At 51.0% G+C, this 25,952-nt stretch carries 24 protein-coding genes; 9 read left to right on the plus strand and 15 right to left on the minus strand.

Features of this window, described 5'->3' with window-relative positions; all coding sequences use genetic code 11:
- The first annotated feature begins 63 nt into the window (after nucleotides 1-63).
- Together UCI88_RS03850 and UCI88_RS03855 are read left to right on the plus strand one after the other, a co-directional pair.
- Nucleotides 64-693 carry a DUF47 domain-containing protein gene (locus UCI88_RS03850; protein WP_044503349.1) on the plus strand — a complete coding sequence of 210 codons (630 nt, stop codon included), beginning with the start codon at nucleotides 64-66 and terminating at the stop codon, nucleotides 691-693.
- The gene (locus tag UCI88_RS03855) at nucleotides 686-1,681 is read left to right on the plus strand and encodes an inorganic phosphate transporter (protein WP_044503350.1); all 996 of its coding nucleotides are present in this window, start codon (nucleotides 686-688) and stop codon (nucleotides 1,679-1,681) included. Before UCI88_RS03850 ends, UCI88_RS03855 begins: the two co-directional genes overlap by 8 nt.
- Before the next feature lie 14 nt (nucleotides 1,682-1,695).
- Here UCI88_RS03855 and UCI88_RS03860 read toward each other — a convergent pair whose 3' ends face one another.
- Nucleotides 1,696-2,700 (minus strand): 1-aminocyclopropane-1-carboxylate deaminase/D-cysteine desulfhydrase, encoded by a 1,005-nt coding sequence (locus tag UCI88_RS03860; protein WP_330024021.1) that lies wholly within the window; start codon nucleotides 2,698-2,700, stop codon nucleotides 1,696-1,698.
- Between the two features lie 78 nt (nucleotides 2,701-2,778).
- A complete protein-coding gene (locus tag UCI88_RS03865; protein WP_256179665.1) occupies nucleotides 2,779-4,389 on the minus strand; it encodes a gamma-glutamyltransferase family protein in 1,611 nt (536 codons plus the stop codon).
- 186 nt (nucleotides 4,390-4,575) lie between these two features.
- On the opposite strand from UCI88_RS03865, the gene UCI88_RS03870 reads away from it, so the two are divergent.
- Nucleotides 4,576-5,454, plus strand: coding sequence for a diacylglycerol/lipid kinase family protein (locus tag UCI88_RS03870; RefSeq protein WP_330024025.1), 879 nt, complete (start codon nucleotides 4,576-4,578; stop codon nucleotides 5,452-5,454).
- A 21-nt stretch (nucleotides 5,455-5,475) separates the two neighbouring features.
- Nucleotides 5,476-6,726, plus strand: a complete 1,251-nt coding sequence (locus tag UCI88_RS03875; protein ID WP_256179667.1) for an amidohydrolase family protein — start codon at nucleotides 5,476-5,478, stop codon at nucleotides 6,724-6,726.
- A 40-nt stretch (nucleotides 6,727-6,766) separates the two neighbouring features.
- Here UCI88_RS03875 and rpsR read toward each other — a convergent pair whose 3' ends face one another.
- From rpsR to UCI88_RS03895, 4 genes are all read right to left on the minus strand, one after another.
- Nucleotides 6,767-6,997 (minus strand): 30S ribosomal protein S18, encoded by a 231-nt coding sequence (gene rpsR, locus UCI88_RS03880; RefSeq protein WP_044503354.1) that lies wholly within the window; start codon nucleotides 6,995-6,997, stop codon nucleotides 6,767-6,769.
- A gap of 45 nt (nucleotides 6,998-7,042) precedes the next feature.
- Complete coding sequence (locus UCI88_RS03885) at nucleotides 7,043-7,486, minus strand: single-stranded DNA-binding protein (protein WP_044503355.1); 444 nt, start codon at nucleotides 7,484-7,486, stop codon at nucleotides 7,043-7,045.
- A gap of 16 nt (nucleotides 7,487-7,502) precedes the next feature.
- Entirely contained in the window at nucleotides 7,503-7,787 is a 285-nt protein-coding gene (gene rpsF, locus UCI88_RS03890; RefSeq protein ID WP_044503356.1) for a 30S ribosomal protein S6, read from the minus strand.
- A 159-nt stretch (nucleotides 7,788-7,946) separates the two neighbouring features.
- On the minus strand, nucleotides 7,947-11,690 hold the full coding sequence (locus UCI88_RS03895) for a phosphoribosylformylglycinamidine synthase (protein WP_256179668.1): 3,744 nt from the start codon (nucleotides 11,688-11,690) through the stop codon (nucleotides 7,947-7,949).
- Nucleotides 11,691-11,864: 174 nt separating this feature from the next.
- Here UCI88_RS03895 and UCI88_RS03900 point away from each other — a divergent pair, with 174 nt between their 5' ends.
- Nucleotides 11,865-12,440, plus strand: coding sequence for a xanthine phosphoribosyltransferase (locus tag UCI88_RS03900; RefSeq protein WP_044503358.1), 576 nt, complete (start codon nucleotides 11,865-11,867; stop codon nucleotides 12,438-12,440).
- An 11-nt stretch (nucleotides 12,441-12,451) separates the two neighbouring features.
- Nucleotides 12,452-13,072: a hypothetical protein gene (locus UCI88_RS03905; RefSeq protein WP_256179669.1), complete on the plus strand. Its 621-nt coding sequence runs from the start codon at nucleotides 12,452-12,454 to the stop codon at nucleotides 13,070-13,072.
- Nucleotides 13,073-13,079: 7 nt separating this feature from the next.
- On the opposite strand, the gene UCI88_RS03910 is transcribed toward UCI88_RS03905, so the two are convergent.
- On the minus strand, nucleotides 13,080-13,313 hold the full coding sequence (locus UCI88_RS03910; protein ID WP_044503360.1) for a 4Fe-4S binding protein: 234 nt from the start codon (nucleotides 13,311-13,313) through the stop codon (nucleotides 13,080-13,082).
- A gap of 203 nt (nucleotides 13,314-13,516) precedes the next feature.
- On the minus strand, nucleotides 13,517-13,891 hold the full coding sequence (locus UCI88_RS03915; RefSeq protein WP_044503361.1) for a pyridoxamine 5'-phosphate oxidase family protein: 375 nt from the start codon (nucleotides 13,889-13,891) through the stop codon (nucleotides 13,517-13,519).
- A 138-nt stretch (nucleotides 13,892-14,029) separates the two neighbouring features.
- On the opposite strand from UCI88_RS03915, the gene pdxR reads away from it, so the two are divergent.
- The gene (pdxR, locus tag UCI88_RS03920; RefSeq protein WP_256179670.1) at nucleotides 14,030-15,430 is read left to right on the plus strand and encodes a MocR-like pyridoxine biosynthesis transcription factor PdxR; all 1,401 of its coding nucleotides are present in this window, start codon (nucleotides 14,030-14,032) and stop codon (nucleotides 15,428-15,430) included.
- Between the two features lie 65 nt (nucleotides 15,431-15,495).
- Here the strand turns inward: pdxR and pepD are convergent, their stop codons facing one another.
- Nucleotides 15,496-16,950, minus strand: coding sequence for a beta-Ala-His dipeptidase (pepD, locus tag UCI88_RS03925; protein ID WP_044503362.1), 1,455 nt, complete (start codon nucleotides 16,948-16,950; stop codon nucleotides 15,496-15,498).
- A 248-nt stretch (nucleotides 16,951-17,198) separates the two neighbouring features.
- On the opposite strand from pepD, the gene UCI88_RS03930 reads away from it, so the two are divergent.
- Complete coding sequence (locus UCI88_RS03930; protein ID WP_256179672.1) at nucleotides 17,199-19,289, plus strand: OPT family oligopeptide transporter; 2,091 nt, start codon at nucleotides 17,199-17,201, stop codon at nucleotides 19,287-19,289.
- A gap of 177 nt (nucleotides 19,290-19,466) precedes the next feature.
- Nucleotides 19,467-20,765 carry a nickel pincer cofactor-dependent isomerase, group 22 gene (locus tag UCI88_RS03935; RefSeq protein WP_256179673.1) on the plus strand — a complete coding sequence of 433 codons (1,299 nt, stop codon included), beginning with the start codon at nucleotides 19,467-19,469 and terminating at the stop codon, nucleotides 20,763-20,765.
- A 58-nt stretch (nucleotides 20,766-20,823) separates the two neighbouring features.
- Here the strand turns inward: UCI88_RS03935 and UCI88_RS03940 are convergent, their stop codons facing one another.
- From UCI88_RS03940 to UCI88_RS03965, 6 genes are all read right to left on the minus strand, one after another.
- Nucleotides 20,824-22,464, minus strand: a complete 1,641-nt coding sequence (locus tag UCI88_RS03940) for a subtype B tannase (protein ID WP_256179674.1) — start codon at nucleotides 22,462-22,464, stop codon at nucleotides 20,824-20,826.
- A 168-nt stretch (nucleotides 22,465-22,632) separates the two neighbouring features.
- The gene (locus tag UCI88_RS03945; protein ID WP_256179675.1) at nucleotides 22,633-23,205 is read right to left on the minus strand and encodes a phosphatase PAP2 family protein; all 573 of its coding nucleotides are present in this window, start codon (nucleotides 23,203-23,205) and stop codon (nucleotides 22,633-22,635) included.
- Between the two features lie 20 nt (nucleotides 23,206-23,225).
- Nucleotides 23,226-23,666, minus strand: coding sequence for an Rrf2 family transcriptional regulator (locus UCI88_RS03950; RefSeq protein WP_044503366.1), 441 nt, complete (start codon nucleotides 23,664-23,666; stop codon nucleotides 23,226-23,228).
- 2 nt (nucleotides 23,667-23,668) lie between these two features.
- Nucleotides 23,669-24,013 carry a molecular chaperone Hsp90 gene (locus tag UCI88_RS03955; RefSeq protein ID WP_256179676.1) on the minus strand — a complete coding sequence of 115 codons (345 nt, stop codon included), beginning with the start codon at nucleotides 24,011-24,013 and terminating at the stop codon, nucleotides 23,669-23,671.
- A 715-nt stretch (nucleotides 24,014-24,728) separates the two neighbouring features.
- On the minus strand, nucleotides 24,729-25,367 hold the full coding sequence (locus UCI88_RS03960; RefSeq protein WP_256179677.1) for a bifunctional 2-keto-4-hydroxyglutarate aldolase/2-keto-3-deoxy-6-phosphogluconate aldolase: 639 nt from the start codon (nucleotides 25,365-25,367) through the stop codon (nucleotides 24,729-24,731).
- A gap of 32 nt (nucleotides 25,368-25,399) precedes the next feature.
- Nucleotides 25,400-25,952, minus strand: a 553-nt coding sequence (locus UCI88_RS03965; protein WP_330024024.1) for a PfkB family carbohydrate kinase, incomplete at its 5' end; no start/stop codon positions are given.

Here is a 25,952-nt window from a genome sequence, read left to right on the forward strand (position 1 = left end):
CTTTGCAAAATACTGATATATCCTTTATATAATGTTTTTCATGTCTGTATAGGAGGAATAACTATGTTCAGTATCAGCAATAAGCACGAAGAATTCTTTGACTATCTCGTAGCCAATGCCCAAAATTTCCATCGCGGCGCTGTCATCGCTCATGAAGTTATGCAAGACGTTTCCACGATTTCACTTCATTTAAAAGAAATCGTGAAATTAGAACATGAATCATCAAAAACCAATCAAGATATCATCTTCAAGTTGTCCCGCGTTTTCATCACGCCAATCGACCGCGAAGATTTCTATAAATTGACCTGCCAGCTCGAAAACAGCATCGACTCTCTTCAGGGAGCTTTAATGCGTACCAGCATGTACCACGTTACCACAGCTCCGGACGCCGCCGTTACCATGACCGAGCAGCTGGTCCTCATGGGGGAAGAAATGAATAAGATTTTCTCCCTCTTAAAAGACATCGACCGCAACCAAGCTAACCTCATGCGCCATGCCGAACGCTTAAACCGACTGGAATCGGAAATCGACCATCTTTACAGACAGGAAATTTCCCGCCTGTTCAGCGGTGAAGAAAAAGACCTGCTCAACGTCATCCGCTGGAAAGACATCCTGGGGACGCTGGAAGAAGCTTCGGACAACGTCGAAACCCTGGCAAATACCGTTAAAGAGGTGACCATGAAGTATGCTTGATACGTCGCTCATCATCATGGTCGTCATCCTGGCCCTTGTTTTTGACTTTATCAATGGTTTCCACGATACGGCCAACGCCATTGCCACCTGCGTATCGACGCGAGCCATTCGGCCCGGTGTCGCCATCATCGGCACTGCGATTTTAAACTTCCTCGGCGCCATGATTTCGACGGGCGTCGCCAAGACGATTGGCGGAGATATCGTCGTTTCGCCGACCTTGATCAATGAAATGATCATCATTGCCGGCCTCGTAGGCGCTATTATCTGGAACCTCCTGACTTGGTGGGTCGGCATGCCGTCCAGCTCGTCTCACGCCCTCATCGGAGGCATGATCGGTGCCATCATGGTTTCTGCCGGAGCAGCGGCCCTCAACGGCTTCGGGATCTTAAAAATCGTCTTATCCCTCATCATCTCGCCTATCTCGGCTATCATTACGGGCTTCATCATCATGAAGATCATCTTCATGGTCTGCCATTCCTTTAAACCGGCCAAAGTAAACCTGGTTGCCAACCGGCTGCAAGTCGTATCAGCGGCCCTGATGGCCTTTTCTCACGGTTCCAACGACGCCCAGAAATCGATGGGTATCATCACCCTGGCCCTGGTATCCGGCGGTTTTATCACCAGCTTGGAAGTCCCTGACCTGGTAAAATTCCTCTGCGCCCTGGCCATGGCCTTGGGGACGAGTGTCGGCGGTTGGAAAATCATCCGCACCGTCGGCGGCAAGATTTTTAAAATGCATCCCGTCCACGGCTTTGCAGCTGACTTAAACTCAGCTGTCGTCATCTTTTCAGCAACCTTGCTGCACCTGCCCGTATCGACGACGCACGTCGTTTCCGGCTCCATCATGGGCGTCGGGTCGGCCCAGCGAGTTAAAGCCGTCCACTGGAGCGTCGCCCGTCAGATGGTCACGGCCTGGGTCATGACCATCCCCTGCACAGCTGTCATGGGTGCCTTATCCTACTTCATCCTGCAGCACCTGTTTTTCTAAGAGCTTTCTTGTCCTTATTTTATGACTTGGATCTGATCTTTCACGTCCCGTTCGATTTTTTCCCGATGAGGAGCTGCATAAAGGCCGGGCATACCGCCGGTATGGAGCAAGATGACTTGGCGTCCCAACTTGATTTTCTTTTCCTTAATCATCGACAGGACACCGGCAAACATCTTCCCCGTATAGCAGGGATCGAGCAAAATTCCTTCATGGCGGGCCATGGTGTAAATGGCTTCCCGAATTCTCGGTTCCGGTTCATTGTAACCTTTTCCGATATATCCCGTTTCGACGTGGAAGTCACCCTCAAAATTAAATCCGTATTCTTCTTTGGCCTGCGTAAAGTAGGCCTTTAATTTTTCCATATCAAAGGGCATGACGGCAATGCCGATCAGTTTTAAATCAGATTCGATCGATTTAAGCCCGCAGTACAGTCCAAGATAGGTCCCCATACTGCCGACGGGAACGTAGACCGTAGCCCCGCTGATTTGCTGGTCCTTTGCCTGAGCATCGAGTTCACGCGCGCAGTCCATATAACCGAGAAGGCCCGTCGTATCGCTGCCGCCCATGGGAATGAAGTAAACTTGTTCACCTTTCTTTACTTCAGCTTCGATGACCTTCTTGACCGTTTCTTCGAGCTGTACGTCGTGGTCTCGCCCGTCATCTCGCTTTAAGACGACACGGGCGCCAAAGATACCGTCTAAGAACAAGTTGCCGCTCAATTCCGCCTCGGGTTCTCCGACGGCAACGATGATGCAGTGCAGACCGAATTTGGCCGCTATAGCCGCTGTCAACCGGCCGTGGTTGGTCTGGGGTGCTCCGACGGTAACGATGGTCGTGGCCTGAGCATTCAAAGCTTCAATCATCAAATACTCTAATTTGCGCAGCTTGTTACCGCCGCCGCCAAAGGGCGTTAAATCATCGCGTTTAATGTATATTTCGCGAAATAACTCCTGTGACAAGCCGGATAAATACTGGAGCGGCGTCGGTGCCGTGTCTAACAAGGAAAGTTTTGGTTTCATCGGTTTCATTGGGGAATAATACCTCCTTTTGTTTTCTCCATCCTATCATATTTTAGACGAGAAGAAAAGAAAGGCCCGTTACCAGGCAGCCACGGTCCCATCCGCCCGAGGCTCCGTTCCCCCGACCAGCACGCCCGCTTCACTGCGCCAAATGATCTGCCCCCGGCCATAGGTCTGAATATCGCCTTTGACGATGATATCATGGCCCCGTGCCCGCAGTCCGTCGATGACATCCTGCGGCATGTCCGGCTCGACTTCAATCGTTTTGCCGCCGACCCACTGCCAACGAGGCGCATCAAGGGCCGCCTGTGGGTTAAGGTGATAGTCAATGGTATTCAGCAAGACTTGCAGCTGTCCCTGGGGCTGCATAAAGGCTCCCATGACACCGAAAGGACCGACAGCCTCCCCATCTTTCGTCAAGAAACCGGGAATGATCGTGTGGTACGATTTTTTTCTCGGGCCGAGACAGTTGTCACTGGCTGTGTCCATGGAGAAATTATGCCCTCTGTCATTGAGAGAAATACCACGACCCGGAATGACGATGCCCGAACCGAAGCCATTGTAATTGCTTTGGATGAAAGACACCATATTGCCGTCACCGTCGGCACTGCATAAGTAAACGGTACCGCCGGAGTTTACATCGATGGCCTCCGGCATCAAGGCTTGATCGCGAATGATGCTTCGACGCTTTTCGGCATACGAATCAGACAACCAGTCGGAAACGGCCGTCTTCATAAACCGCGGATCGGCAATGTACTTTCTTCCGTCGACAAAAGCCAATTTCATAGCTTCAATCTGACGATGAATCGATTCGGCATTGTCTCGTTGTTTATCAAAAGTAAACCCCTTTACAATATTGAGTGCCATGAGGACGACTAATCCGTGTCCGTTGGGCGGGATTTCCCATACATCATAGCCCCGATAGTCGGTGTGAATCGGATCTACCCACTGAGGGAAGTATTCCGACAAATCAGTGTCACGAAGAAGGCCGCCTGTTTCGATGGACCAGCGAACTATATCTTGAGCCAGTTCGCCTTCATAAAGGGAGCGGCAATGACTGTCCCGCAGGAGTTCCAACGAGTTCGCAAGTTCCGGCAGGGTCAGGATATCTCCTGCTTGGAGCGTCCTTCCTCGGGGAAAGAAGGTATCAAACAGGGGGCGAAAAAGCGGATCCTCCCGATAATCTCGAAAGGCGTCGGCACTGTAAGCCAGCATGGCAGCCAAATTAGGCATGACCACAAACCCTTCCCGAGCATAGGTGATGGCCGGTTCAAACAATTCATGAAACGGAAGTTTACCAAAACGGCGATGCACTTCGGCCCACGTCGCAGGTGCACCGGGCACCATGACCGGATACCAGCCGCGCAGTGGCATTTCCTCATATCCTTCAGCCACTAATCGGTCTCGCGTCAGGGCTGCCGGAGACCAACCACTGCCATTGATACCGTGCAACTTTCCATCCATCCAAAGGAGGGCAAAAGCATCGCTCCCCAAACCATTGCTGGTCGGTTCCAAAACGGTCAGGCAAATGGCCGTCGCCAAAGCTGCATCAACGGCGTTCCCGCCTCGTTTCAACATATCGAGGCCGGCCTGGGCAGCCAAATGCTGAGACGTGCAGACCATGCCCCGGCGGCCGTAAACTACCTCTCGATGAGATCCATAAGGGTAGACAGTACCATCAAAATTCATAAGACCTTACTCCTTTTCTAAAAAATACTAAGCGGAAACCTATCTAAAGAAAGACTTCGACAAAATTCAGACAAATCCTTGTCCGCCACCTTCACGAACGGCTTTTTTCTCGTTATAATAGTAATTGCATCATGCATTTCGAGAAGAATTTACAAGGTAAGGAGTAGAAGCAAGTTGAAACGGTGTATGTTAATCATCAACCCTACAGCAGGGCGTGAGAGAGCAAAATACCACAAAGAAAATTTAAGACGCCAATTGGAGAGCATGTTCGACGACGTGGAATTACGAGAAACAGAGAAGGCAGGAGACGCCACCCTATGGGCAAAGGAAGCTGCCCTGATCGGATTCGATGCCGTCTTTTCCATGGGCGGTGACGGAACCCTCAACGAAACGATCAACGGACTGGCCCAGGCCAATAAACCGATCGACTTCGGATTCATTCCCTTGGGCACCATCAACGACTTGGCCAGAGCCTTAAACATCCCCCTCCACCCTGAAGTCGCTATTGATATCCTGCCGCGCTGCAAGACCGTCAAAGTCGATATTGCAAAAGCCAATGACCGCTACTTCATCAATACCATTGCCACCGGAATCATGCCCGAAGCCGTGGGCCACGTATCCATCGAGCAGAAAACCCGCCTCGGCCCGTTGGCTTATTTTCTGACCGGCATCAAAGCCATGCAGGCCCATGAAACATCTTTATTTAAAATCACGACGCCGGAAGGTTCCTCCGTCTACCGTTCGCCCCTCATCGTCGCCATGCTGACCAACTCTGTCGGCAGTTTCCGCAATCTGGCACCCCAGGCGCGAGTCGATGACGGAAAGATTTGGCTGGGAATCTTTAAAGATTTCAACTACCTGGATTTAATCAAGGTCATTCCGGAATTTTTATCCGGACAGCCCTTGACCTCGGAATTGATGACCTTAAAAGCATTGGAAGAAGTTCGCATTGAACTTCTGAGCGATCATCCCCTTTCGACCAATATGGACGGAGATTCGGGGCCGTCTTTTCCCCTCGATATCAAGGTTCTTCCATCCTTCTTATCGGTCTATGTTCCGGAGTAAACAAGCAAAAAAGGAGTTTACATGTTTCTAAAAGGAAATTTTCTCTATACCCCATCGCAAGCAGAATTCATCATCCTTGAAAATCAATATATCCAAGTCGAAGACGGTAAGGTCCTGGGGGTTTTCCAAGACCTTCCGGCTCATGCAGCCCCTTCATCGGTCGTCGATTACGGAAAGGACATCATCATCCCGGCCTTTATCGACCTCCACATCCATGCGCCACAGTACATCAACCGCGGCTTGGGCTTTGACGAAGAGCTCCTGCCTTGGCTGGAAAACTATACCTTCCCCACGGAAGGCCGCTTTTCCGACACGGACTTTGCTGCCCGTGTTTACCGTGCCTTCTTGTCGCGTTTAAAAGCCGAAGGGACTCTATGTTTTTCGGCCTTTGCCACCATTCATAAGGATGCCACTTGGAAACTCATGCGCATTGCCGAAGATATGGGTTTAAAAGGATACGTCGGGAAAGTAAACATGGACAGAAACAGCCCGGACTATCTAACGGAAGATACAGAACGCTCTTTAGCCGATACGGAAGAGCTCGTCCTCCGCAGCCGCGAAGAATTGGACCGTATTCGCTTCATCGCAACGCCGAGATTCGTCCCGTCGACGACAGAAAAGCTGATGATCGGCCTCGGCCGCCTCTGCGAAACATACGATCTTCCCGTCCAGTCCCACCTGTCAGAAAACCGTCACGAAGTCGCTTGGGTCAAAGAACTGCATCCGGACCTTCCGTCGTATACTAGTGTCTACGATGCCTTCGGGCTGCTTCGCCCACATAAAACGCTGATGGCTCATGCCATCTATCTGTCTGACGAAGAAAAGCGTTTACTCAAAGAAAAAGACGTTTACTTGACCCACTGTGCCCAGTCCAATGCAAATCTGACCAGCGGCATCATGCCCCTCCGCGAAAATCTTACGAAGGGGTTGACCTGCACCATTGCCAGTGACGTAGCCGCCGGCCATACCCCGGCCATGAACAAGCAAATCGCCTTGACCATCGAAATTTCAAAGCTCTATTCACTGAATCATCCGTCAGAAAAAGCCCTCACCATCGGTGAAGGCTTGTACTTGGCCACGAAGGGCCCCGGCCGTTTTTATGGAAATACAGGCAGTTTCGAAACAGGCTTCAATTTTGACGCCTTAGTCATCCACATGGACGATGATATCGAAGGACTGGAACGGACCCCCTTTGAAAAGCTTCAGCAATTCATTTACGACGGTGACGACCGCAACATCGTCGCCCGTTATGTAAACGGAAAGAAAATCTAATCGCAAAAAAAAGACTGTCGCTGAGCGACAGTCTTTTATATTATTCAGCCGTGTACGGCAAGAGTGCGATAGCACGTGCGCGTTTGATAGCAACAGTCAGTTTACGCTGATGTTTAGCGCAAACGCCGGAAATACGGCGCGGCAAGATTTTACCGCGTTCTGTTGTGAAACGGCGAAGCTTTGCAGTATCTTTGTAATCGATCAGTTCAGCATGATCAACGCAGAAGCTGCATACTTTTCTTCTCGGTTTTCTCGAGCGATCTCTTCTCATGTATAGTTTCCTCCTTCAAGAATTAGAAGGGGCGTGTCTGACCTTTTAGAATGGGATTTCTTCATCCGTGCTGGAGCCCATGCTGTCAAAGCCGGCACCGGCAGCAGCCGGTTTCGGCTGCGCTACACTGGCAGGCTGTGCCGGAGCAGCAGCTTGCTGATGTTCTGATCCCATTGTCTGGGCAACAAAGTCGCAAACGACTTCCGTGCGATACCGTTTCTGACCATCCTGGCCGTCATAAGAACGGACCGAGATACGGCCTTGAACGAAGACACGGCTGCCTTTGGTTAAGTTATTGCCACAGTTTTCCGCCAAATTACCCCAAGCAACACAAGGAATAAAATCAGTTAATTCCCGCGGTTCTGAACTGCCGGTCGGAACATACGACCGCGTGCAGGCAACGGTAAACATAGCGACAGCCCGTCCGGTCTTCGTAAAACGGATTTCCGGGTCCCGAGCCAAATTCCCTAATAATTGTACTGAGTTCATACCTTTGCGCCTCCGGTTATTCGTCGATCTTGACGATCAAGTGTTTCAGAATAGTATCGTGGATCTTGATGACACGGTCGATTTCTTTGATGACTTCAGGTTCGCCTTCAAAGTTAATCAAAACGTAGTAGCCATCAGCCTGTTTCTTAACAGGGTATGCCAGATGACGTTTCCCCCAACGATCTACCTTTTCGATACTGCAGCCGTTCTTGGTAAGAAGGTTCGATACCAATTCAACGATGGGATCTACTTCTGCTTCTTCGACCGGTCGTGCAATAAACATGACTTCGTACTTGTTCACGAAATCACCTCCTCTTTTGGACATATGACCCTTCCCGAAGAAGGGTTAGGAGCTTGACACAAATCAAGCTTTTTAATTATATCACAGACCTATCCGGAATGCAAGAAAAAAGACAGTCTTTCCGCCGTCAAAAGCAGGAAAGACTGTCTTCGGTTACATTTATTTAAAGTAGTTTACGCCGGATGTGAAGATGGGTTGGAGCTTATTGCCGTCAATGTTTTTAAAGACATCGTCGGCGCTGAACCGTTCCGTATGAGCCATCTTGCCGAGGACACGACCGTCAGGACTGGTAATACCTTCCACGGCCAGGACCGACTGATTCGGGTTGTATTCGCTTTCATAAGAAGCTTTGCCGGAAAGGTCGACGTACTGCGTTGCAATCTGGCCTTTGGCGGCGAGTTCACGAATCTGTTCCGGCGTCGCAATAAAGCGGCCTTCCCCATGGGAAATAGCGACGGTGTGAATATCACCGGCTTTACAGCTGCTGAACCAAGGACTCATGACCGAAACGACTTTGGTGTCGACCATACGGGACAGGTGACGGCCGATGGAGTTGTACGTCAAGGTCGGGCTGTCGGCCTTCAAAGGCTGAATCTTGCCATAGGGCAGAAGGCCGAGTTTAATCAGAGCCTGGAAGCCGTTGCAGATGCCGAGGGCTAAGCCATCGCGCTGATACAAGAGACTTTCGAGGGCTTCGGACAGGGCCGGATTCCGGAACAAGGTAGCAATGAACTTGCCCGAACCTTCCGGTTCGTCACCGGCACTGAAGCCGCCGGGGAACATGATGATCTGTGCTTTGGCCATGCGTTTTGCCATTTCTTCAATCGATTCGGCCAAGTCCTGCGGCGTGTTATTGCGAAGGACCATGACATCTGTCGTTGCGCCGGCCCGTTCAAAGGCAGCTGCCGAGTCATATTCGCAGTTCGTTCCCGGGCAAACGGGAATAAAGACGTGCGGAGCGCCAAAGGCTTCACTGCGGCGAGGACCATAGGTCGTAAACAAGGGCAGTTCGGCGTCGCCTTGGCCATCCTTATCCTTAATCGGGAAAATCTGATTCAGCGGTTTTTCCCAAGCTTCCTGAAGGTCACTCAAGGCAATCGTTACGCCGTCGGCCGTGATATTTGCCGACGTGGTCGTCTTACCGACCAGGCTGACCTGATCGCGTTTACTCCATGCAGCAGCCGTTGTACTGTCGGTTTCAACTAAGAGGGCGCCGTAACGGAGGTTAAACAGTTCCTGTACAGCAAAGTCTGCATCGACGTCGAATCCGATTCGGTTGCCAAAGGCCATCTGAGCGACAGCTGCTGCGATACCGCCTTGACCGACGGCATGCATCGCTTTGACCTTACCGTCAATGACGGCTTGATGGAGGAAGTCACAATGCTGTTTAAAGATATCGAAGTCCGGCATCCCTTCGCCGTCACGCGGCAAATCGAAGAGGAGGACGGCATCGTCAGAAGCCTTAAATTCCGGCGATACGATATGATCGGTATGTTCCGGAGCAATGGCGAAAGAAACGAGGGTCGGCGGAACGGTGAGGTGTTCAAAGGTACCGCTCATGCTGTCCTTACCGCCGATGGCGGCGACTTCCATGACCTGCTGAGCGACGAAGGCACCGAGGAGGGCGCTGACCGGCTGCCCCCAGGCCGTTTCATTTTTGCCCAGGCTCTGGAAGAATTCCTGCATCGTAAGGTATACTTTCTTACGGTCGCCGCCGAGGGCAACGAGTTTAGCAATGGACTGGATGACGGCATAGAGAGCGCCGTGGAAGGGACTCCAAATAGCGAGGTCCGGATCGTAGCCGTGGGTGAAAATGCTGGCCGTCGTCGTATTCCCGTGTTCTACGGGAATCTTAGCGACCATCCCTTCGACCGGCGTCTTCTGATATTTACCGCCGAAAGGCATGAGGACCGTGCGAGCCCCGATGGTGCTGTCAAAGCGTTCGGCCAAGCCTTGTTCCGAAGCGATGTTCAAGGTTCCCATCGTATCGAGCCATGTCTTAGCGACGTCTTTTACATCCGATGCCTTGAAGAAATCCTTATCTTCCGGTGCCGTGACCAAAGCCTTGCGCCGCTGAGTAACGCCGTTGGTATCGAGGAAGGCACGGGTAATATTGACGACGTTCTGATTGCGCCAATGCATGACCAGCCGTTTCGTATCGGTAGCCACGGCGACAATCGTCGCTTCCAGATTTTCTTCAGCAGCATATTTCATGAATTTATCGACATTTTCCGGGGCTACGACGACGGCCATTCGCTCCTGAGATTCAGAAATAGCCAATTCCGTTCCGTCGAGACCTTCGTATTTTTTGGGAACTTTATCGAGGTTGATGTCGAGGCCGTCCGTCAATTCGCCGATAGCAACGGAAACGCCGCCGGCGCCAAAGTCATTGCAGCGCTTGATAAGCGTCGTAACTTCCTGGCGGCGGAACATGCGCTGAATCTTTCGTTCAGTCAGGGCGTTCCCTTTTTGGACTTCAGCACCGCACGTTTCCAAGGATTCAACGGTATGTTTCTTGGAAGAACCCGTAGCGCCGCCGCAGCCGTCACGGCCGGTCTTGCCGCCGAGGAGGATGATGATATCGCCGGGAAGGGGTTCTTCGCGAACGACGTTCTTCCGCGGAGCCGCACCGAGAACGGCACCGATTTCCATACGTTTGGCGACGAATCCCGGGTTGTAGTATTCCTTGACTTCACCCGTAGCCAGGCCGATCTGATTGCCATACGAACTGTACCCCTTAGCGGCACCGGTCGTCAGTTTGCGCTGCGGCAGTTTGCCGACCAGTGTATCCTGGACAGCCTGACGAGGATCGCCGGCACCGGTTACGCGCATGGCCTGATAGACGTAGGAGCGGCCGCTCAAGGGGTCGCGAATACAACCGCCAAGGCAGGTCGCAGCGCCGCCGAACGGTTCGATTTCAGTCGGGTGGTTATGGGTTTCGTTTTTAAATAAGAGCAGCCATTCTTCTTCGACGCCATCGACATCGACGGGAATAATGATCGTGCAGGCATTGATTTCTTCCGATTCGTCGAGATTATCGAGTTTTCCGGCAGCTTTCAATTCCTTGACGGCGATGGTTGCCATATCCATGAGGGTTTGAGGTTTCTTGCGGTTCAGGTTTTCCCGCGTCGTCTTATACGATTCATAAGCCCGCTGTATAGGAGCCGTAAAGGTTCCTTTTTCAAAAGAAACGTCCGTCAGTTCAGTCATGAACGTCGTATGCCGGCAGTGGTCTGACCAGTACGTATCGATGACTCGGATTTCGGTAATCGTCGGATTCCGTTTTTCTTCGTCGCGGAAGTAGGTCTGGACGAACTTCAAATCGTCGAAGCTCATGGCCAGGCCCATCTGCGCCGAAAGGTCGGTCAAGGCCGCATCATCCATGGAGATAAAGCCTTCGACAGTAGGGACGTCAGCCGGTTTTTCCCAAGCCAATTCCAACGATTCAGCCGGTTCCAACGAAGCTTCACGAGCTTCGACAGGGTTAATGCAGTAATGTTTGACAGCATCGATATCTTCAGCCGATAAGTCGCCGGACAGGACGATGACCTGTGCCGTCCGAACGAGACTGTCATTTTTCATGGTCAGCATCTGCAGGCACTGAACGGCTGAATCGGCACGCTGGTCATATTGACCGGGCAGGTATTCGACAGCCAGGACCGTATCGCCTTCACGAGTCGGCAGTGTATCGTAAACGGCATCGACAGGCGGTTCCGAGAAGATCATATTTTTAGCCGCTTCAAAAGCCGCATCATCGAGACCGGATACGTCGTAGCGGTGGAAAATGTGAATATCAGTTAACCCCTTTATCAACAGGTTTTCCTGTAAATCAGTGAGTAATCGCTTTGCCTCATCAGCAAAAATACCTTTCTTGGCAACATACAAACGTCGAATAGACTGCATGTCATAACCTCCCTCAAAGATAGATACTTATCAATAGACAACCTTAGTATACCCGTTTTAAATCCATAAGTAAACTTAGAATTTTGTTGACTTGCCTATGAAATCGTATTAGACTAGTACTATTATAGTAGACAAGGTTGACCATTTCTCATCACCAGGGAGGACTCGGAAGTAATGGAAGAATTGAAACAGCGAATTTTACAAGACGGTCTGGTTATTGACAATCGTATCTTAAAGATCGACAGCTTTTTGAATCAGCAAATCGACACGGCTCTTATCAATCATGTCGGCCAGGAATTTGCCCGCCGTTTCAAGGATGTTCACATCGACCGCATCATCACCATTGAATCTTCAGGCATTGCCGTCGCTTATGCGGCATCCCTTGCCATGAACAATTGCCCGGTCGTCTTTGCCCGCAAAAAAAAATCACTGCTCACCAAGGGTGAACAGTATACGGCAAAAATTTACTCTTATACGAAAGAAGAAGAGTACACGGCAACGGTCTGCAAAGACTATCTCCGTGCCGGGGAATCGGTTCTCATCATCGACGACTTTTTGGCCAGCGGCGCCGCAGCCGTCGGTCTTACGCAGATTGCGGCTCAGGCCGGCTGCACCGTTGAAGGCATCGGCATCGTCGTCGAAAAGACCTTCCAGACCGGTCGGGAAACCCTTGAAAAAGCCGGTTTCCGTGTGGAATCCTTAGCCAGAATCGCCCGCTTTGAAAACAACACGCCCATCTTTGTCGAATAAGGAGACTTATCATGCGCGCTCAATTTTTTGACGGCTTCGATTTTGCCACCTTCAAACTCAGCATTGTCGCCATCGAAAAGGTCGATGACTTCTTTAATATCGAAGATTTCGGCCTTCATCCCATCATGTATAACGAAGCGTGCCTGCGCGGATATACAGCCGTCTTCGGATTTAACGACGAAAAAATGCTGACCCTTCATAAGTTATTGACCAACAACAACGGCATGGAGCCCCCGTCCATCGACGGCGTCTTGCCGGAACCGTTTAACTCACCGGCAGGCGACCTCAAGTATGACCTCGAACACGTCATCGATTACAGCGGCTCCATCTTGATTGCCAACGGCTTCATCGACAAATACTTCGTCCCCTTCGGCTTCCAGCTTCCCCATGCCTTCCGCAAAATCTACGAGTTGACCTTTGATAAGGGCTTATTCGTAAAAGTACAGGACCGCTCCCAAGAAGCGCAGGAACTTCGCATCGAATACGAAGAACCCTTGCCACCCAAGAAAAAGATGCAGATGAAGTGGGGCAAATTGACTCGCAAGTCGGAAGAATACGGGTTCGACGACGAGACCATTGCCCAGTATATGGATTTAAGCTACGACACAAAGTATTTATTCGGCCGCGAATAACGGCGAATCATATCGCTTCCGAAGTCGGGCCGTAGCACTTGTAAATTTCACAGGCATCGACGCAACGATTGCAGCGAAGGCACTTGGTCATATCGACACGAGGCCGTTCAACCCCATCGGCACAGGTTTCCATGGACAAGGCGTCGTACGGACAGATACTGATGCAGCAGCCGCAGCCTTCACACTCTTTCCGATTAAAATAATCGGGAGACACCAATTCATCAATATGGGTTTTACTCATGTTCATTCCCCCTTATTATATACAGTCCTATTATATCAAATATGACCGAATAAAACCGTTGCAAAAACAACAAGCCCTCAAAGGCAGCCATGCACTGGCAGCTTTTGAGGGCTTTCTTATGGTTAAAATCACATTGATAATCTGAAGCCTTCATAAAAACACGCACGCCATTGAAGACTAAACGTCGTGTAAATGTCTTTACATCAGATCATCTGGGTGCATTTTTCCGGCGTAAAGACCATGACGCGATTGGCAAAATCGCACTTATCGTGCATTTCTTCAAAAAGCGGCCCTGACGACAGGAATTCAGCCGTCCCGATGAGGAGGAACCCCGTCCCCATACTCTTGTAGCCCATGATGTCCGGACTTCCCAGAGTAATTTCAACGTAAGGATTTTCACCGATGTTCCTCTCGGTCTTACGGAAACCATAGCAGGGAATGAGCAGCTTTTCATCGTCTGTAACGATGATGTATTTATTCCACGTATTCACTACATGAGCCTTGCCTTCTTTCGATGCCGTGGCTACGGCTACAATGCCGTCGTGTTTCAAGCAGTCATAAAATTTTTCTATAAACATAGTCGTATTCTCCTTTTCAGTCGCACTGTATCTTGCAAGCTATCTTGCATGTCTGTATACTAACAGAAAAAGAGATCCTAAAAAAGATTCAATTCACGTCTATTTTATAGATCCAATTCCACTAAAAGGAGGCCCCCGATGCTGCTCATCGATAAAAAGAGTTCTCAGTCCCTATACAAGCAACTTTACGAAGGCCTGAAACAGCAAATCTTATCCGGTGAACTGACTGCCGGCAGCGCACTTACGGCCACTCGCAAGCTGGCCCAAGAGTACGAAATTTCCCGCAATACGGTCATTACGGCCTATCGTCAACTGGAATTAGAAGGCTATATCTACAGCACGCGCGGCTCCGGATTCTACGTCGAAGCCCTGCCGCCCCAGTCGTATGAATCGAAAATAGCGGAACCGTTCACGCCGCCTGTCGAAAAACGCCCGCCTCATTATGATTTCCGCTACGGAGGTATCGACCGAAACGTCTATCGAAACCGAGCCTTTCGCCATTCCTTAAACAATGCCCTGGCCGATCTTGAAAATCGGAATACCCTCCTCTATGAGCCGCCGGAAGGGCTGTTCGTTCTTCGGCAATGGCTTTGCCGGTATCTGAAACGTTTCCGCGGCGTCCGCTGCCGCCCGGAACAGGTCATCATAACCAGCGGCCACCACCATTCTTTAAGTCTGATCACACAACTCATGCCTCCGGAAAAATACGAATTTGCCATGGAAAATCCAGGCTATCGCGGTACGCGCGACGTTTTTTCTCACAAGGACTATGCCATGCACTACGTCCCGGTCGGCCCGGGGGGAATCGACCTTCCGTCCTTACAAGGCCTCCCGCCGTCTTTAATCAGCATCACGCCGTCCCACCAGTTTCCCTTAGGGCAAATCATGCCCATCAAGCATCGATTGGAACTGCTGCAGCTGGCCGAAAAGGACGGCCATTACATCATTGAAGATGACTATGACAGTGAACTTCGCTATGAAGAGCAGCCCATTCCGTCGCTCCAATCCATCGATACCTATGGCCGCACTTTTTATTTGGGAACCTTCTCCAAAACGATGGCTCCGGACATCCGCCTGGCCTATGTCGTCCTGCCCCCGGCTCTGTCTTTCGATTTTGCTGCAGAGTATCCCTTCTACAGTTCTCCCGTGCCTTCTCTCCTTCAGCTGGCCATGACCGACTTCATGGAGAGCGGCGAGTATGAAAAGCAAGTAAACGCCCTGCGAAATGATTTTCGTAAAAAGCACGCTTTGATCCGCAGCTACTTAGAAGAAAACTTTCCCCAAGGAGTCCGCATCCACGGAGGAGGCGGCGGCATGCACTTCGTCCTCGAACTCCGTACGGATTGTACAGAAACAGAAATCCTCCGCCGCTTCCGACAAAATGAAGTCGGCGTTTACTCGCTGAGACCCTACTGGGCCGATCCTGACGACAGCCCGCAGCACCAGATTCTCATCGGCTACGGAGCCATTCCCCTCAATCGCCTGCCCGTCAACTTAGACGCCTTGGGCGATACCTTGCACGACCTCATACAGATATAAAAATACCCGCCTTACAGGACAATCCCGTAAGGCGGGTACGTTTAAATTCAGTTTACATCAATCGATTACTTGTCGAGTTTTCCCAGAGCCTTAGCAACGATGCGGGTCAAGAGCGCTACTGTATCGAGTTCGACCGATTCGTCGGCACTGTGGATGTCGTGCGTCGTCGGACCGACGGAAATGATATCGAGATTCTGGTTCATGGAAAAGAGGTAGCCCGTTTCAAGGCCGCCGTGCATGGCTTCAATGCGGGGTTCTCTGCCGGCTTCTTCACGGTATACGTCGGCAAACAAGGGAACGAGTTTACTCTTGGGATTTTCGGCCCAAGCCGGTTCCGGCGTAGCCAAGTCAATAGTGCAGCCCGTAAGCTCTGCAAAAACGGGCAGTGTCAGGGCAAATTCACGTAAACGGCCGTCAGACGATGCCCTCGGGAAGTACTGAATGGCGACGACGTCTTCTTCCGTTCGAATCGTCCCAATGTTGGCCGATAAATCCGGCAGTTTGGGCAGCATCTGATTCATGGCAAAGACGCCGCAGTGAAGGACGTTAAGCAGGTTTACAACAGCCTTGGTGTCCTCTTCAGCAAAGGTTTTAGCCGGTACATCGGCTGCCGTTACGACGAAGTGAGCCTTCGATTCCACACTGCCGTATACTTCAGCGATCTGGGCCTGTTCTTCCTGAACCGCCTGTTTAATGGACGATTCGGCCTGTTCGTCAGCCGTTACAATGACAGCCGCTGCCTGGGAAGGAATGGCATTGGCAGCAACGCCGCCTTCGATGGAGGCCAGGGTATAAACGACACCGGCCTGTTCAATTCGGCGCAGGGCCAAACTCAGGGCTTTGATGGCGTTGCTCTTGCCGCGGTTGATCGTTTCGCCGGAATGGCCGCCGACAAAGTCTTTGGCTTCAATAGTAAACGCCTGTTTACCCTTCGGTGCCTGCCAATGGATGGGGCGATTGAAGTGGGTATGGACGCTGCCGGCCGAACCGACGCCGAGCATGCCGATATCTTCAGAGTCACAGTTGATGATATACTTTACATCCTGAACGTGTTTCGGGTCCAAATTCATAGCCCCGGTCATGCCCGTTTCTTCATCAATCGTAAAGATGAGACGAAGCGGCCCGTGCTGAATGTCCTGCTGAATGAGGTACAGCGACAGGGCGACGGCAATGCCGTCATCGGCGCCGAGGCTGGTACCGTCGGCACGGAGGATATTGCCTTCACGGACTAATTTAATTTCACTCGTCAAGGGGTCGAAGTCGACGCCCGGTTTAGCGACGCAGACCATATCCATATGGCCCTGAAGAACCGTAATCGGCCAGGATTCACAGCCTTTGCTGGCCGGAACATTGGCAACGATATTGTAAACGTCATCTTGAATGACGTCGGTAACGCCTAATTCACGAAGGCGGCTTACGATGTAATCGCTGACGGCTTTTTCATGATGAGACGGACGCGGATGTTTGGCGAGTCCTTTAAATTCGGCAATAATGCCTTCAATAATTTCATTATCATGCATAGTATGACGCTCCCTTCAAAAGTAGCTTTCTACTTGTGTAATCGCCTTTTATTATACCACGGCGGCCCTTTTCAAGCTACAATTCCATAATGTAGAATATAAATTGCGAAAAAGTAATTATACAAGCTAATTTCCGTGTCCAGTGTACATTTTGATATATGACGAATGCACAAAAAATGAGTATAATATAATTGTTATTGTGTTAGTACATTTTTGTACTCATTAATTCTTATTTGGGAGGTTTTTCTATGAAACCACAATCAAACTTGACTGTGAACTACCCAAGTATGCCGGAATTGACCGCCCGCGGGATGATTCTCGGGGCCTTGATTACCGTTATCTTCACGGCATCCAACGTATACTTGGGCTTAAAAGTCGGTCTGACGTTCTCCTCGTCCATTCCGGCTGCAGTCATCTCCATGGCAATCCTGCGCATGTTCAAAGATTCCAACATTTTGGAAAACAACATGGTACAGACGCAGGCATCAGCTGCCGGCACCTTATCTGCAATCATTTTCATTCTGCCGGGCTTGCTCATGTTGGGATACTGGCAAGGATTCCCCTTCATGGAAACGTTACTGCTCTGCGCCTGCGGCGGTTCTCTCGGGGTCTTATTTACGATTCCCCTCCGCCGTGCCATGGTCGTTAACAGCGACCTGCCTTATCCGGAAGGCCGAGCTGCTGCTGAAATCTTAAAAGTCGGCAGTGAAATCCGCAAAGAAGAAGCGGACGGAGAAACGGGAACTAAAAAGGAAACGGGCATGAAAGACATCGTCGGCGGTACTGCCCTGGCCGGCCTGTTCAGCCTTTGCTCCAACGGCTTCCACGTCCTCTCCTCGGAATTCAGCTACTGGCTCCACTTCGGCAAAGCCGTCACCCAGATTCCGCTCGGTTTTTCAACGGCCCTTCTCGGCGCCGGCTACCTCATCGGCATCACCAGCGGTATCGCGATCTTAGTCGGTACCCTCTTGTCCTGGTACGTCTTCGTTCCCTATCTGACCTCGATGCTGACACCGGCTGAAGGCCAATCGGCAGCTGCTTTTGCCCAGACAATTTGGGCTCAGAAAGTCCGCTTCATCGGTGCCGGTTGTATCGGTATCGCCGCTGTCTGGACCTTAATCCGCTTGGCAAAACCGGTCGTCGACGGCATTAAAATGTCGATTGACGCCCTTCGCGCCAACGACACAGAAGAAAAGAAACAGCTCCACCACACAGATATCGATATGACTCCGAAATCGGTCGGCCTCGTATTCCTGGCTATCCTTATCGGGCTGTTCATCACCTTCTATAACTTCGTAAGCAACGCCGGTCTGTCCTTATCAGTCACCCTCATGTTCATCGTCATCGGCATCTTAGTCGCCATCCTCATGGGCTTCTTCGTCGCCGCTGCCTGCGGGTACATGGCCGGTTTGATCGGCACATCCGCCAGCCCGATCTCCGGTATCGGCATCCTCGGCATCATCATCTCGTCCTTGGTCGTCCTCGGCCTCGGCTCTTCAGCCGGTGTCTTTGAAACCCTTCAGGGAACTCAGTTTGCAACGGCATTGGCCATCTTCATCACCAGTGTTATCGTCAGCATCGCTGCGATCTCCAACGATAACCTGCAGGACCTCAAGACCGGCTACATCGTCGGTGCTACACCGTGGAAACAGCAGGTCGCTCTCATCTTGGGCTCTATCGTCGGCGCTATCGCCATCGCTCCGGTACTGAACCTCTTGTACCAGGCTTACGGCTTTACCGGTGCACTGCCCCGTGCCGGCATGGATCCGACTCAGGCCCTGGCAGCTCCGCAAGCAACCTTGATGACGACCATTGCCCAAGGTATCTTCAGCGCCAGCCTCGACTGGAATTACATTCTCTTCGGCGTCGGCGTCGGCATCGTTGCCATCATCATCGATTTACTGTTAACGAAAAACACGAAAGCCCTGGCCTTACCGCCCCTGGCAATCGGTATGGGCATTTACTTACCGCCTACCCTTGAAATTCCTTTGGTCATCGGCTCCGTTATGGGCTACTTCGTCAATCGTTCCTTGAAAGCTCGTGCCGCTCGCCGCAGCCCGGGCCATGAAGAAGAAGATGTTGAAGCCTGCAACCACCGCGGCGTCCTCTTTGCTTCCGGTCTCATCGTCGGCGAAAGCCTCATGGGCGTCATCATCGCCCTGCTCATCGTCATCTCTGTCACCTCCGGCGGCAGCGAAAACCCCTTGGCTTTGGTTGGCAAAGACTTCCAGTCGACAGCCGATATTCTCGGGCTCATCGCCTTCATTGCCATGATCGTCATCTTCATCCGTCACATCTTCATCACCAAGTTCACGCCGGAAAACGGTTCGAACAAGTAAGTAAGATATACGGTGTATTAAATTTCTGTTAGAAATTAAAAAAGTTTTTCTAAAAAAATCCTCGCTTCGATCATCGTCTTCGCAGCGAGGACTTTTTTTGTATATTTTTGAGCAATCGCGTATAATAAAAGCAAGCATTCCAACCCATTATTGATTCACCAGAAGGAGGTCTTTTCTTTGTACTTTCCCAAACTTGATAAACAGTCCTTAACTGAAGGCATCATCATTCCCGAAATGATAAAAGTCCGGCAAAGCTTCCCGTCACAGAACCTGGCCGATCCCATTGGCCGATTAAAGGAGCAGCTCCACTCTCTCGATGAGACAACCATTAAATCCTTAGAGGGAAAACGCATCGGCATTACGGCGGGAAGTCGCGGCCTCCCGCATTATAAAGAGCTTATGAAGGTCCTCTGCGATCAGCTCAAGGACTGGAAGGCAACCCCCTTTGTCTTCCCCGCCATGGGCAGTCATGCCGGAGCCACGGCAGAAGGCCAAAAAGCCCATCTGGCCCAATTCGGAATCAACGAGGAGTACCTCGGCGTCCCGGTATTATCGACCATGGACGTCGTCACCGTTGCCACCTTGGACGATGGCTTTCCAATTTACTGCGACAAGAATGCCTATGAAGCCGACGGCATCATTTTGTTTAACAAGATTAAACCTCACACCCACTTTAAATACGAGCACGAATCGGGTCTCTTGAAGATGATTTGTATCGGCTGCGGGAAACACAAAGGGGCTTCGGCCTTCCACGGACGCGGTTACGATACCTTTGGTCCCAACTTGGAACGGGTAGCCAAGGTATTCTTAAACAAGGTAAACGTCGTCTTTTCCGTCGGCATGGTTCAGAGTCCCAGCGACGACATCGCCGCCTTGGAAGTCATCCCTACGGATAAATTTTTCGAACGAGACGCCGCCCTGCAGGCCCTGGCAAAAGAACAAATGCCGCGCTTGAAGCTGCCTCACATCGATGTCCTGATTGTCGATGAAATCGGCAAGGAAATCAGCGGCACCGGGATGGATCCCAACATCACCGGACGGACGGAACGATTCAGCCAAGAAGAAGCCTTTCGTTCACTGGCTCCGGACATCGAACGAATCGTCATCCTCGACATTACTGATGCCTCTCACGGAAACGGCTCGGGCTGCGGCATGGCTGACATCGTCAGTTACCGTTTCGTCAACAAGATGGATTTTGCCTCTGTTTACACCAATTGCATTACGGCCAAATCATTCCGCATGGCCTTGCTGCCTCTTTACGGCAACAGCGACAAAGATGCCATCGAAATGGCCATGGCCCATGCCTTCCTGACGGACCCCAATAAAGCCAAGGTCGTGCGCATTAAGAATACCCTGAAGCTGGAAGAAATCGAGTGCTCCCTATCCTGCCTGGAAGATATCGAAGGCCGGTCCGATATGACCGTCATCTCCAAGCCGTTTACTTGGACGTTTAATGAAGAAGACAATTTATGGTAGCCAAAAAGCATTGCCCCAAGTCCATCCTGAGGCAATGCTTTTTGTTTAAACTATCTTATTATAACCCTTTATGGCCGACTTTATCCATCCAGGCGAAGAGTTCTGCCAGGTCATAATCACCGCCGTGGCCTTGTCCCCAAGGAGAAGCAAAGTCTACTTCATATCCGGCCTGCTGCAGCCTGAGTGCAAGGACAGCCGGAACGGCAATAGCCGTGTCCCGATCGGCTTCGCCGTGACGGATACGCCAATATTTAGCCGTCTGAACATGGGACTTGCCGATATAATTCAATGGGTTAAGCAATTTTACGATGGCCTTATCCGCCGTCGTGGCCGTCGATAAGGAATGAGTTTCCCCGTAATCCGTAAAGTGTTGTTTATCAATCGATGCCGTCCCAAATTCCTGATTTTCTCCGGAGCTCAAGTCCAAAGCGTCGAAAGCCGGAGCCGCCTTTAACCGCGTGACGTCACGGGCATAACCGGCTAAATCCATATCGACAACCTTCCCGTCTTTAATCGTCAGCCACGATTTAGATGATAAATCGATTCCCTGGTCCAGCGCCGTCTGAGCAGACGCCATGTAAATCGATTTAATGTATTCTGCAAAGGACCCCTGTCCATTTTCATCAAGGGTCAATGCTTTTCCGTCTTTATCGACAAGGTGCAGTCCGTTAATGTAATCGGGGTAGGCTGCTTTCAACTCTTTAGAAACCTGCTGCTGGGCTGCCGTCATCTCAGTCCCTGTCGTCGCCTCCATAGGCGCATTATCAGGGCGATTCATAACAGCCACAGAGACCTTGGCCGCTCCCTCCGATTCTTTAGGAGCATCCCCCGGTGCCATAGGAGGCATCATGCCGCCCTTACTCTGGTGATAGGTGTTTACCCCATTAAACATCCATTCATAAGCCATATCAGCGTGGTCGAGGTCGGTAATGGGGCAGTAAACACTGGACGCATAGATATCATCCCGTTCATTGGCAGCACCAAGGGCCTTTAAATACGGTTCATAATCGGAACTGTTCCCCGTCGCACCCATAAGGGAAGACAAGGCACCGCCGGCACTGGTCCCATTGGAGATGATTTTTTCCGTATCACCGGGTAAACGACCGGCATTATGGCGTACGTAGCGGACGGCAGCCTTCATGTCGACGATGAGGGCCGGCGCTTTACCGGTATAGGTTCCATCAGTACCTTGACTGGTCCGTCCCCGCGCTCCGGGAGCGGCCACGACATAGCCCTTAGACAAGGCGGTGAGAATGGCGTTGGCACCACCAGTCATGCGATCCTTTTCCGATGGGGTCCCCGGTTCGCCCGGCATATAGCCGCCGACGGTGTTAGGCATAAAAATCGGCGCCGTTTTAGCCGTATAGCCGTTAATTGTCTTCCCCTTAAAATAACCTTCAGGGACGTAAATATTCATCGATTGGTAGGTCGTATCGACAGGATGAGCTACGTAAACGCGGTTTTCATAGGCCCGAAAAGTCACTTTCTTGCCGTCGACAGTCATCGTCTTCTTTTCGTATTTTGTCGTATCCAGATTGAGGCTATAAACAGCATTGACAGAGGACTCGGCCTTAGCCCGAGTCGCCGAAGCCGTCGCATCTACCGACACCGGCGATGTCATGGTTCCATCGGCAGCAAAAACCGTCCCGCCGGTCATCAACAAGCAGAAAACTGCTGCCATTACCTTGGTATGCTTCATATGCAAGACCACCTTTCTAGAATCATTTTGAGTTTCACTCTCGCTATTCCTCAGTATAGCATAGAAATGTCTCTTTATGGTGGCAATTTGTTCTATATTATTCACAAAAATCGTCGGCGCACAAAAAAAAACTGTGCATCGGGTAAATCCCAAATGCACAGTCTTCTTTCATCGTCTCAACAACACACGCAGCAAATACGTAAATATATGCCAGCCATAGAGGAGTCTGTCGGCCAGTTGTGAACATCGTTTACTCCGGTAAACGGCATAACCGGAGCCGGCCCCTAAGACGAATCCTCCAAGGACATCGCTGACGTAATGAAGGCGGCAGAGGACACGAGAAACGCCTAAAATGACGGACAAGGCCAAGGCCGGAAGCCCCCAAAGGTTTCGTCGTAAAAGCAGCATGACGGCGACGGCCATACTGTTCATAGCATGGTTGCTGGGAAAAGAGGCATTAGCCTTATGTTTAACTAAAGCAGCCCCTTTACCGCGAGCAAAAGGCCTCGGCCGATACCACAATTTGCCAATGAACCACGAAACAGATGAGGCGAGAATGACCGAAAACAAGCAATAAAGCAGCGTTTTCCGTTCTTTCCGTTGTTCCTTCTCGTTTTTAGGGCGAAACCAGGCCCCCAAACCATAGAGGATAAACAGGCCGTGACCAAAGCGAGTAAACCACGATAAAGGACGAAGCCACAGATTATAGCGAGCCAGAAGAAATAGGATGAGTCGAACCATGTTGCCCTCCCTTTACCAAATCAACATTGCTTGTCAATAGCCTTTGCCATCGTCCCGGCCATATCAGCCAGCGAAATGCGGCGCATTTGCTCTTCCATCGCTTGCTGTACCTGACTCAACTTATCGTCGAGGCTGAGGTGGATGGTTTTACCGACAGGGCATTGGGGACTGGGGTGCTCATGAAAATGAAACAGAGAATCGCTGGGGATGCAGTCAACGGCATGGTAAACGTCGTATAAACTGATGTTCTCCAAGGGCTTTTTCAACGTAGCCCCTCCGGCTCCTCGCTTGACGTCAATAAATTCGGCCGCCTTTAACTGGGTAAGCAGGTTCCGAATAATGACCGGATTGGTACCGACACTGGAAGCAATGAAACTGCTGGTCACTTTTTCGGTCTTTTCAAAATATGCAATGCACAGCAAGGTGTGGACAGCCATCGTAAGGCGACTGGAAATCTGCATCCTTAAAGAGCCCCCACTTCACGGAGAATGGCCAAAGAAGGCGTGCAGGCCGGGCAGTCACAGAACTTAGCCCCACTGGCTTTAAGATCTTTGGCATGATCCAAGAGCTGAGCAGCAGCATCTGCCCCCAAAACCTTCGCAGCCGTATCCGATCCGGCAAAGCCGAGGAGTTCATCAATCGTCGATACGCCTTGCTTCAAGGCTTCCACATAGGCCGGAGCCGCTGCCTCTTTATCAGCAGCATCAAGCCATTCCTGGGCCGCTTTTTTCAAGGCAGGGCTGCAGCTGGGTGCTGCCACTAATTCCTGAGTTTTCGTAACCATAAAGTCGATGAGTTTCTTATCCATAATAGTACCTCCTAAGAAAAATAGCACATCTTTAGTTATAACCAATAAACTTACAACTATATCCTAGTCGATTTAAAAAGTAATGTCAATGGTTACAATATAATCGACTTAACCCCCTCCCATTACAAATAAATCAAATTAAATTTATTTACTATTATTTAAATTCATATAATCAGCTTCATTAAGCCATTTATTATGCAAATAAAGCTGGAATTTAAACTAATTCGAACTAGTGTAAACGTCTATAAAAAATCTGTGTTGCCACGAGATTGTCCCAGTCTGGCGCTAAAACACGGAAAACAACGAATTACCAGAAGCAAGAATTCGGGTCTGGAAAGAGGGGCCGATCATTTCGGAGCTCACAAAAATCGAAATGCTGCGGAAAAGCCCGAAAAGGACGTGGATGACCGTGCGACTAACACACGGGACATCGAGGAAGGTTTTAACGGTGTCAGCGCCGCACTAAAAAGCGGTTGCAACGTCTTTCAAGGTTGTCGCCCCCGGCATGACGGCAACGTGGCAGCGGTTGCAACGTTTAATCATAACTATATCGAGGCAGGCGATGCAAAGACCTAATCAGAGGCTGCAAGATCGCTCCATCGCTCTTTAGGCGATAAAGAAGAAGCTTCCGCAAAAAGTATCATTGCCTCAAGGAGAAAAAAAGCCTCGGAGACGAATCTCCGAGGCTTTTCGTATGTTTAACTGGAATACAGATTTAAGCGCGTACGGCTTTGACGGCAGCGATGAACTTCTTGGCCGTTTCCGTGATTTCAGCAGCCGTTTTGCCGCCACCCGTCAGGGCTCCGCCGGCACCGACAGCGACGCAGCCGGCCTTAATCCATTCACCGGCGTTGTCGACGTTAACTCCGCCGGTAGGCATGAGTGGTGCCTGCGGTAAGGGGCCGTGGATGGCTTTGATAGCCTTCATGCCAACCACTTCACCCGGGAAGATTTTGACGACGTCAGCGCCGCATTCAAGGGCTGTTACGACGTCTTTCAAGGTCGTCGTCCCCGGCATGACGGCTACGCGGTAGCGGTTGCACAGTTTGATCGTTTCGACGTCGAGGGCCGGCGACACGATGAATTCAGCTCCTTCGAGGATGGCAATACGGGCCGTGACCGCGTCGAGGACCGTGCCGGCACCGATGACGACGTCGGGATTATCGGCATATTTCTTAGCCAGTTCCCGAATGGCTTCGTGAGCCTGAGGTGTCGTAAAGGCTAATTCAATGGCCGTGACACCTCCTTTGATGCAGGCTTCCGACATGGCAACAGCTTCTTCCGGGTTGTTGCCGCGAATGACAGCAACGACCCCGATTTCTTTAATTTTATTGACGACTTCTATCTTATCCATCTGGATGAACTCCTTTCACACACACGAATCGATTACGAATGGCTGGCTTGGAAGGCTTCCAATTTTTCTCTCGTCGGCAAGCCTTCATTATCTCCGGCAACCTGAATGGCCATGGCCCCGATGGCAGCCCCTCTGCGGGCAGCATCTTCCAAGGTTACCCCATCGAGGAGACCGCTGGTAAAGCCGACGGCAAAGCCGTCTCCGGCACCGACCGTATCGACAATGTGTTTCACATGATAGCTGGAGACGTACAATTCTTCCTTCTCCGTCCGAACATAGGTCCCGTTGCTGCCGCCGAGTTTGATGACGACGGTCTGGACGCCGCGCTGCAAGTAATACTGGGCAATGTCCTGTTCACTTTCCCGACCGGTCAAGATCCGGCCTTCACCGAGGCCCGGCATGACGATATCGGCGTACTGGGCAGCATCGTTGATGACCCGAGCCATGGCTTCCTCTGATTTCCAGAGCATGGGCCGCAGATTGGGATCGAAGGAAATGCGCACGCCCTTGCTGTGAGCCCGCATCATAAGCGTATAAATCGTTTCCCGGCACGATTCCGACAAAGCCAGGGGGATTCCCGTCACA

The organism is Megasphaera massiliensis (genome assembly GCF_036305205.1).
Taxonomy (GTDB): Bacteria; Bacillota; Negativicutes; order Veillonellales; family Megasphaeraceae; genus Megasphaera; species Megasphaera massiliensis.

Coding starts and splice junctions, on each gene's coding strand:
- UCI88_RS03850 (WP_044503349.1), top strand. CDS start 64: ATGTTCAGTATCAGCAATAAGCACGAAGAATTCTTTGACTATCTCGTA.
- UCI88_RS03855 (WP_044503350.1), top strand. CDS start 686: ATGCTTGATACGTCGCTCATCATCATGGTCGTCATCCTGGCCCTTGTT.
- UCI88_RS03860 (WP_330024021.1), bottom strand. CDS start 2,700: ATGAAACCAAAACTTTCCTTGTTAGACACGGCACCGACGCCGCTCCAG.
- UCI88_RS03865 (WP_256179665.1), bottom strand. CDS start 4,389: ATGAATTTTGATGGTACTGTCTACCCTTATGGATCTCATCGAGAGGTA.
- UCI88_RS03870 (WP_330024025.1), top strand. CDS start 4,576: ATGTTAATCATCAACCCTACAGCAGGGCGTGAGAGAGCAAAATACCAC.
- UCI88_RS03875 (WP_256179667.1), top strand. CDS start 5,476: ATGTTTCTAAAAGGAAATTTTCTCTATACCCCATCGCAAGCAGAATTC.
- rpsR (WP_044503354.1), bottom strand. CDS start 6,997: ATGAGAAGAGATCGCTCGAGAAAACCGAGAAGAAAAGTATGCAGCTTC.
- UCI88_RS03885 (WP_044503355.1), bottom strand. CDS start 7,486: ATGAACTCAGTACAATTATTAGGGAATTTGGCTCGGGACCCGGAAATC.
- UCI88_RS03895 (WP_256179668.1), bottom strand. CDS start 11,690: ATGCAGTCTATTCGACGTTTGTATGTTGCCAAGAAAGGTATTTTTGCT.
- UCI88_RS03900 (WP_044503358.1), top strand. CDS start 11,865: ATGGAAGAATTGAAACAGCGAATTTTACAAGACGGTCTGGTTATTGAC.
- UCI88_RS03905 (WP_256179669.1), top strand. CDS start 12,452: ATGCGCGCTCAATTTTTTGACGGCTTCGATTTTGCCACCTTCAAACTC.
- UCI88_RS03910 (WP_044503360.1), bottom strand. CDS start 13,313: ATGAGTAAAACCCATATTGATGAATTGGTGTCTCCCGATTATTTTAAT.
- UCI88_RS03915 (WP_044503361.1), bottom strand. CDS start 13,891: ATGTTTATAGAAAAATTTTATGACTGCTTGAAACACGACGGCATTGTA.
- pdxR (WP_256179670.1), top strand. CDS start 14,030: ATGCTGCTCATCGATAAAAAGAGTTCTCAGTCCCTATACAAGCAACTT.
- pepD (WP_044503362.1), bottom strand. CDS start 16,950: ATGCATGATAATGAAATTATTGAAGGCATTATTGCCGAATTTAAAGGA.
- UCI88_RS03930 (WP_256179672.1), top strand. CDS start 17,199: ATGAAACCACAATCAAACTTGACTGTGAACTACCCAAGTATGCCGGAA.
- UCI88_RS03940 (WP_256179674.1), bottom strand. CDS start 22,464: ATGAAGCATACCAAGGTAATGGCAGCAGTTTTCTGCTTGTTGATGACC.
- UCI88_RS03945 (WP_256179675.1), bottom strand. CDS start 23,205: ATGGTTCGACTCATCCTATTTCTTCTGGCTCGCTATAATCTGTGGCTT.
- UCI88_RS03950 (WP_044503366.1), bottom strand. CDS start 23,666: ATGCAGATTTCCAGTCGCCTTACGATGGCTGTCCACACCTTGCTGTGC.
- UCI88_RS03955 (WP_256179676.1), bottom strand. CDS start 24,013: ATGGATAAGAAACTCATCGACTTTATGGTTACGAAAACTCAGGAATTA.
- UCI88_RS03960 (WP_256179677.1), bottom strand. CDS start 25,367: ATGGATAAGATAGAAGTCGTCAATAAAATTAAAGAAATCGGGGTCGTT.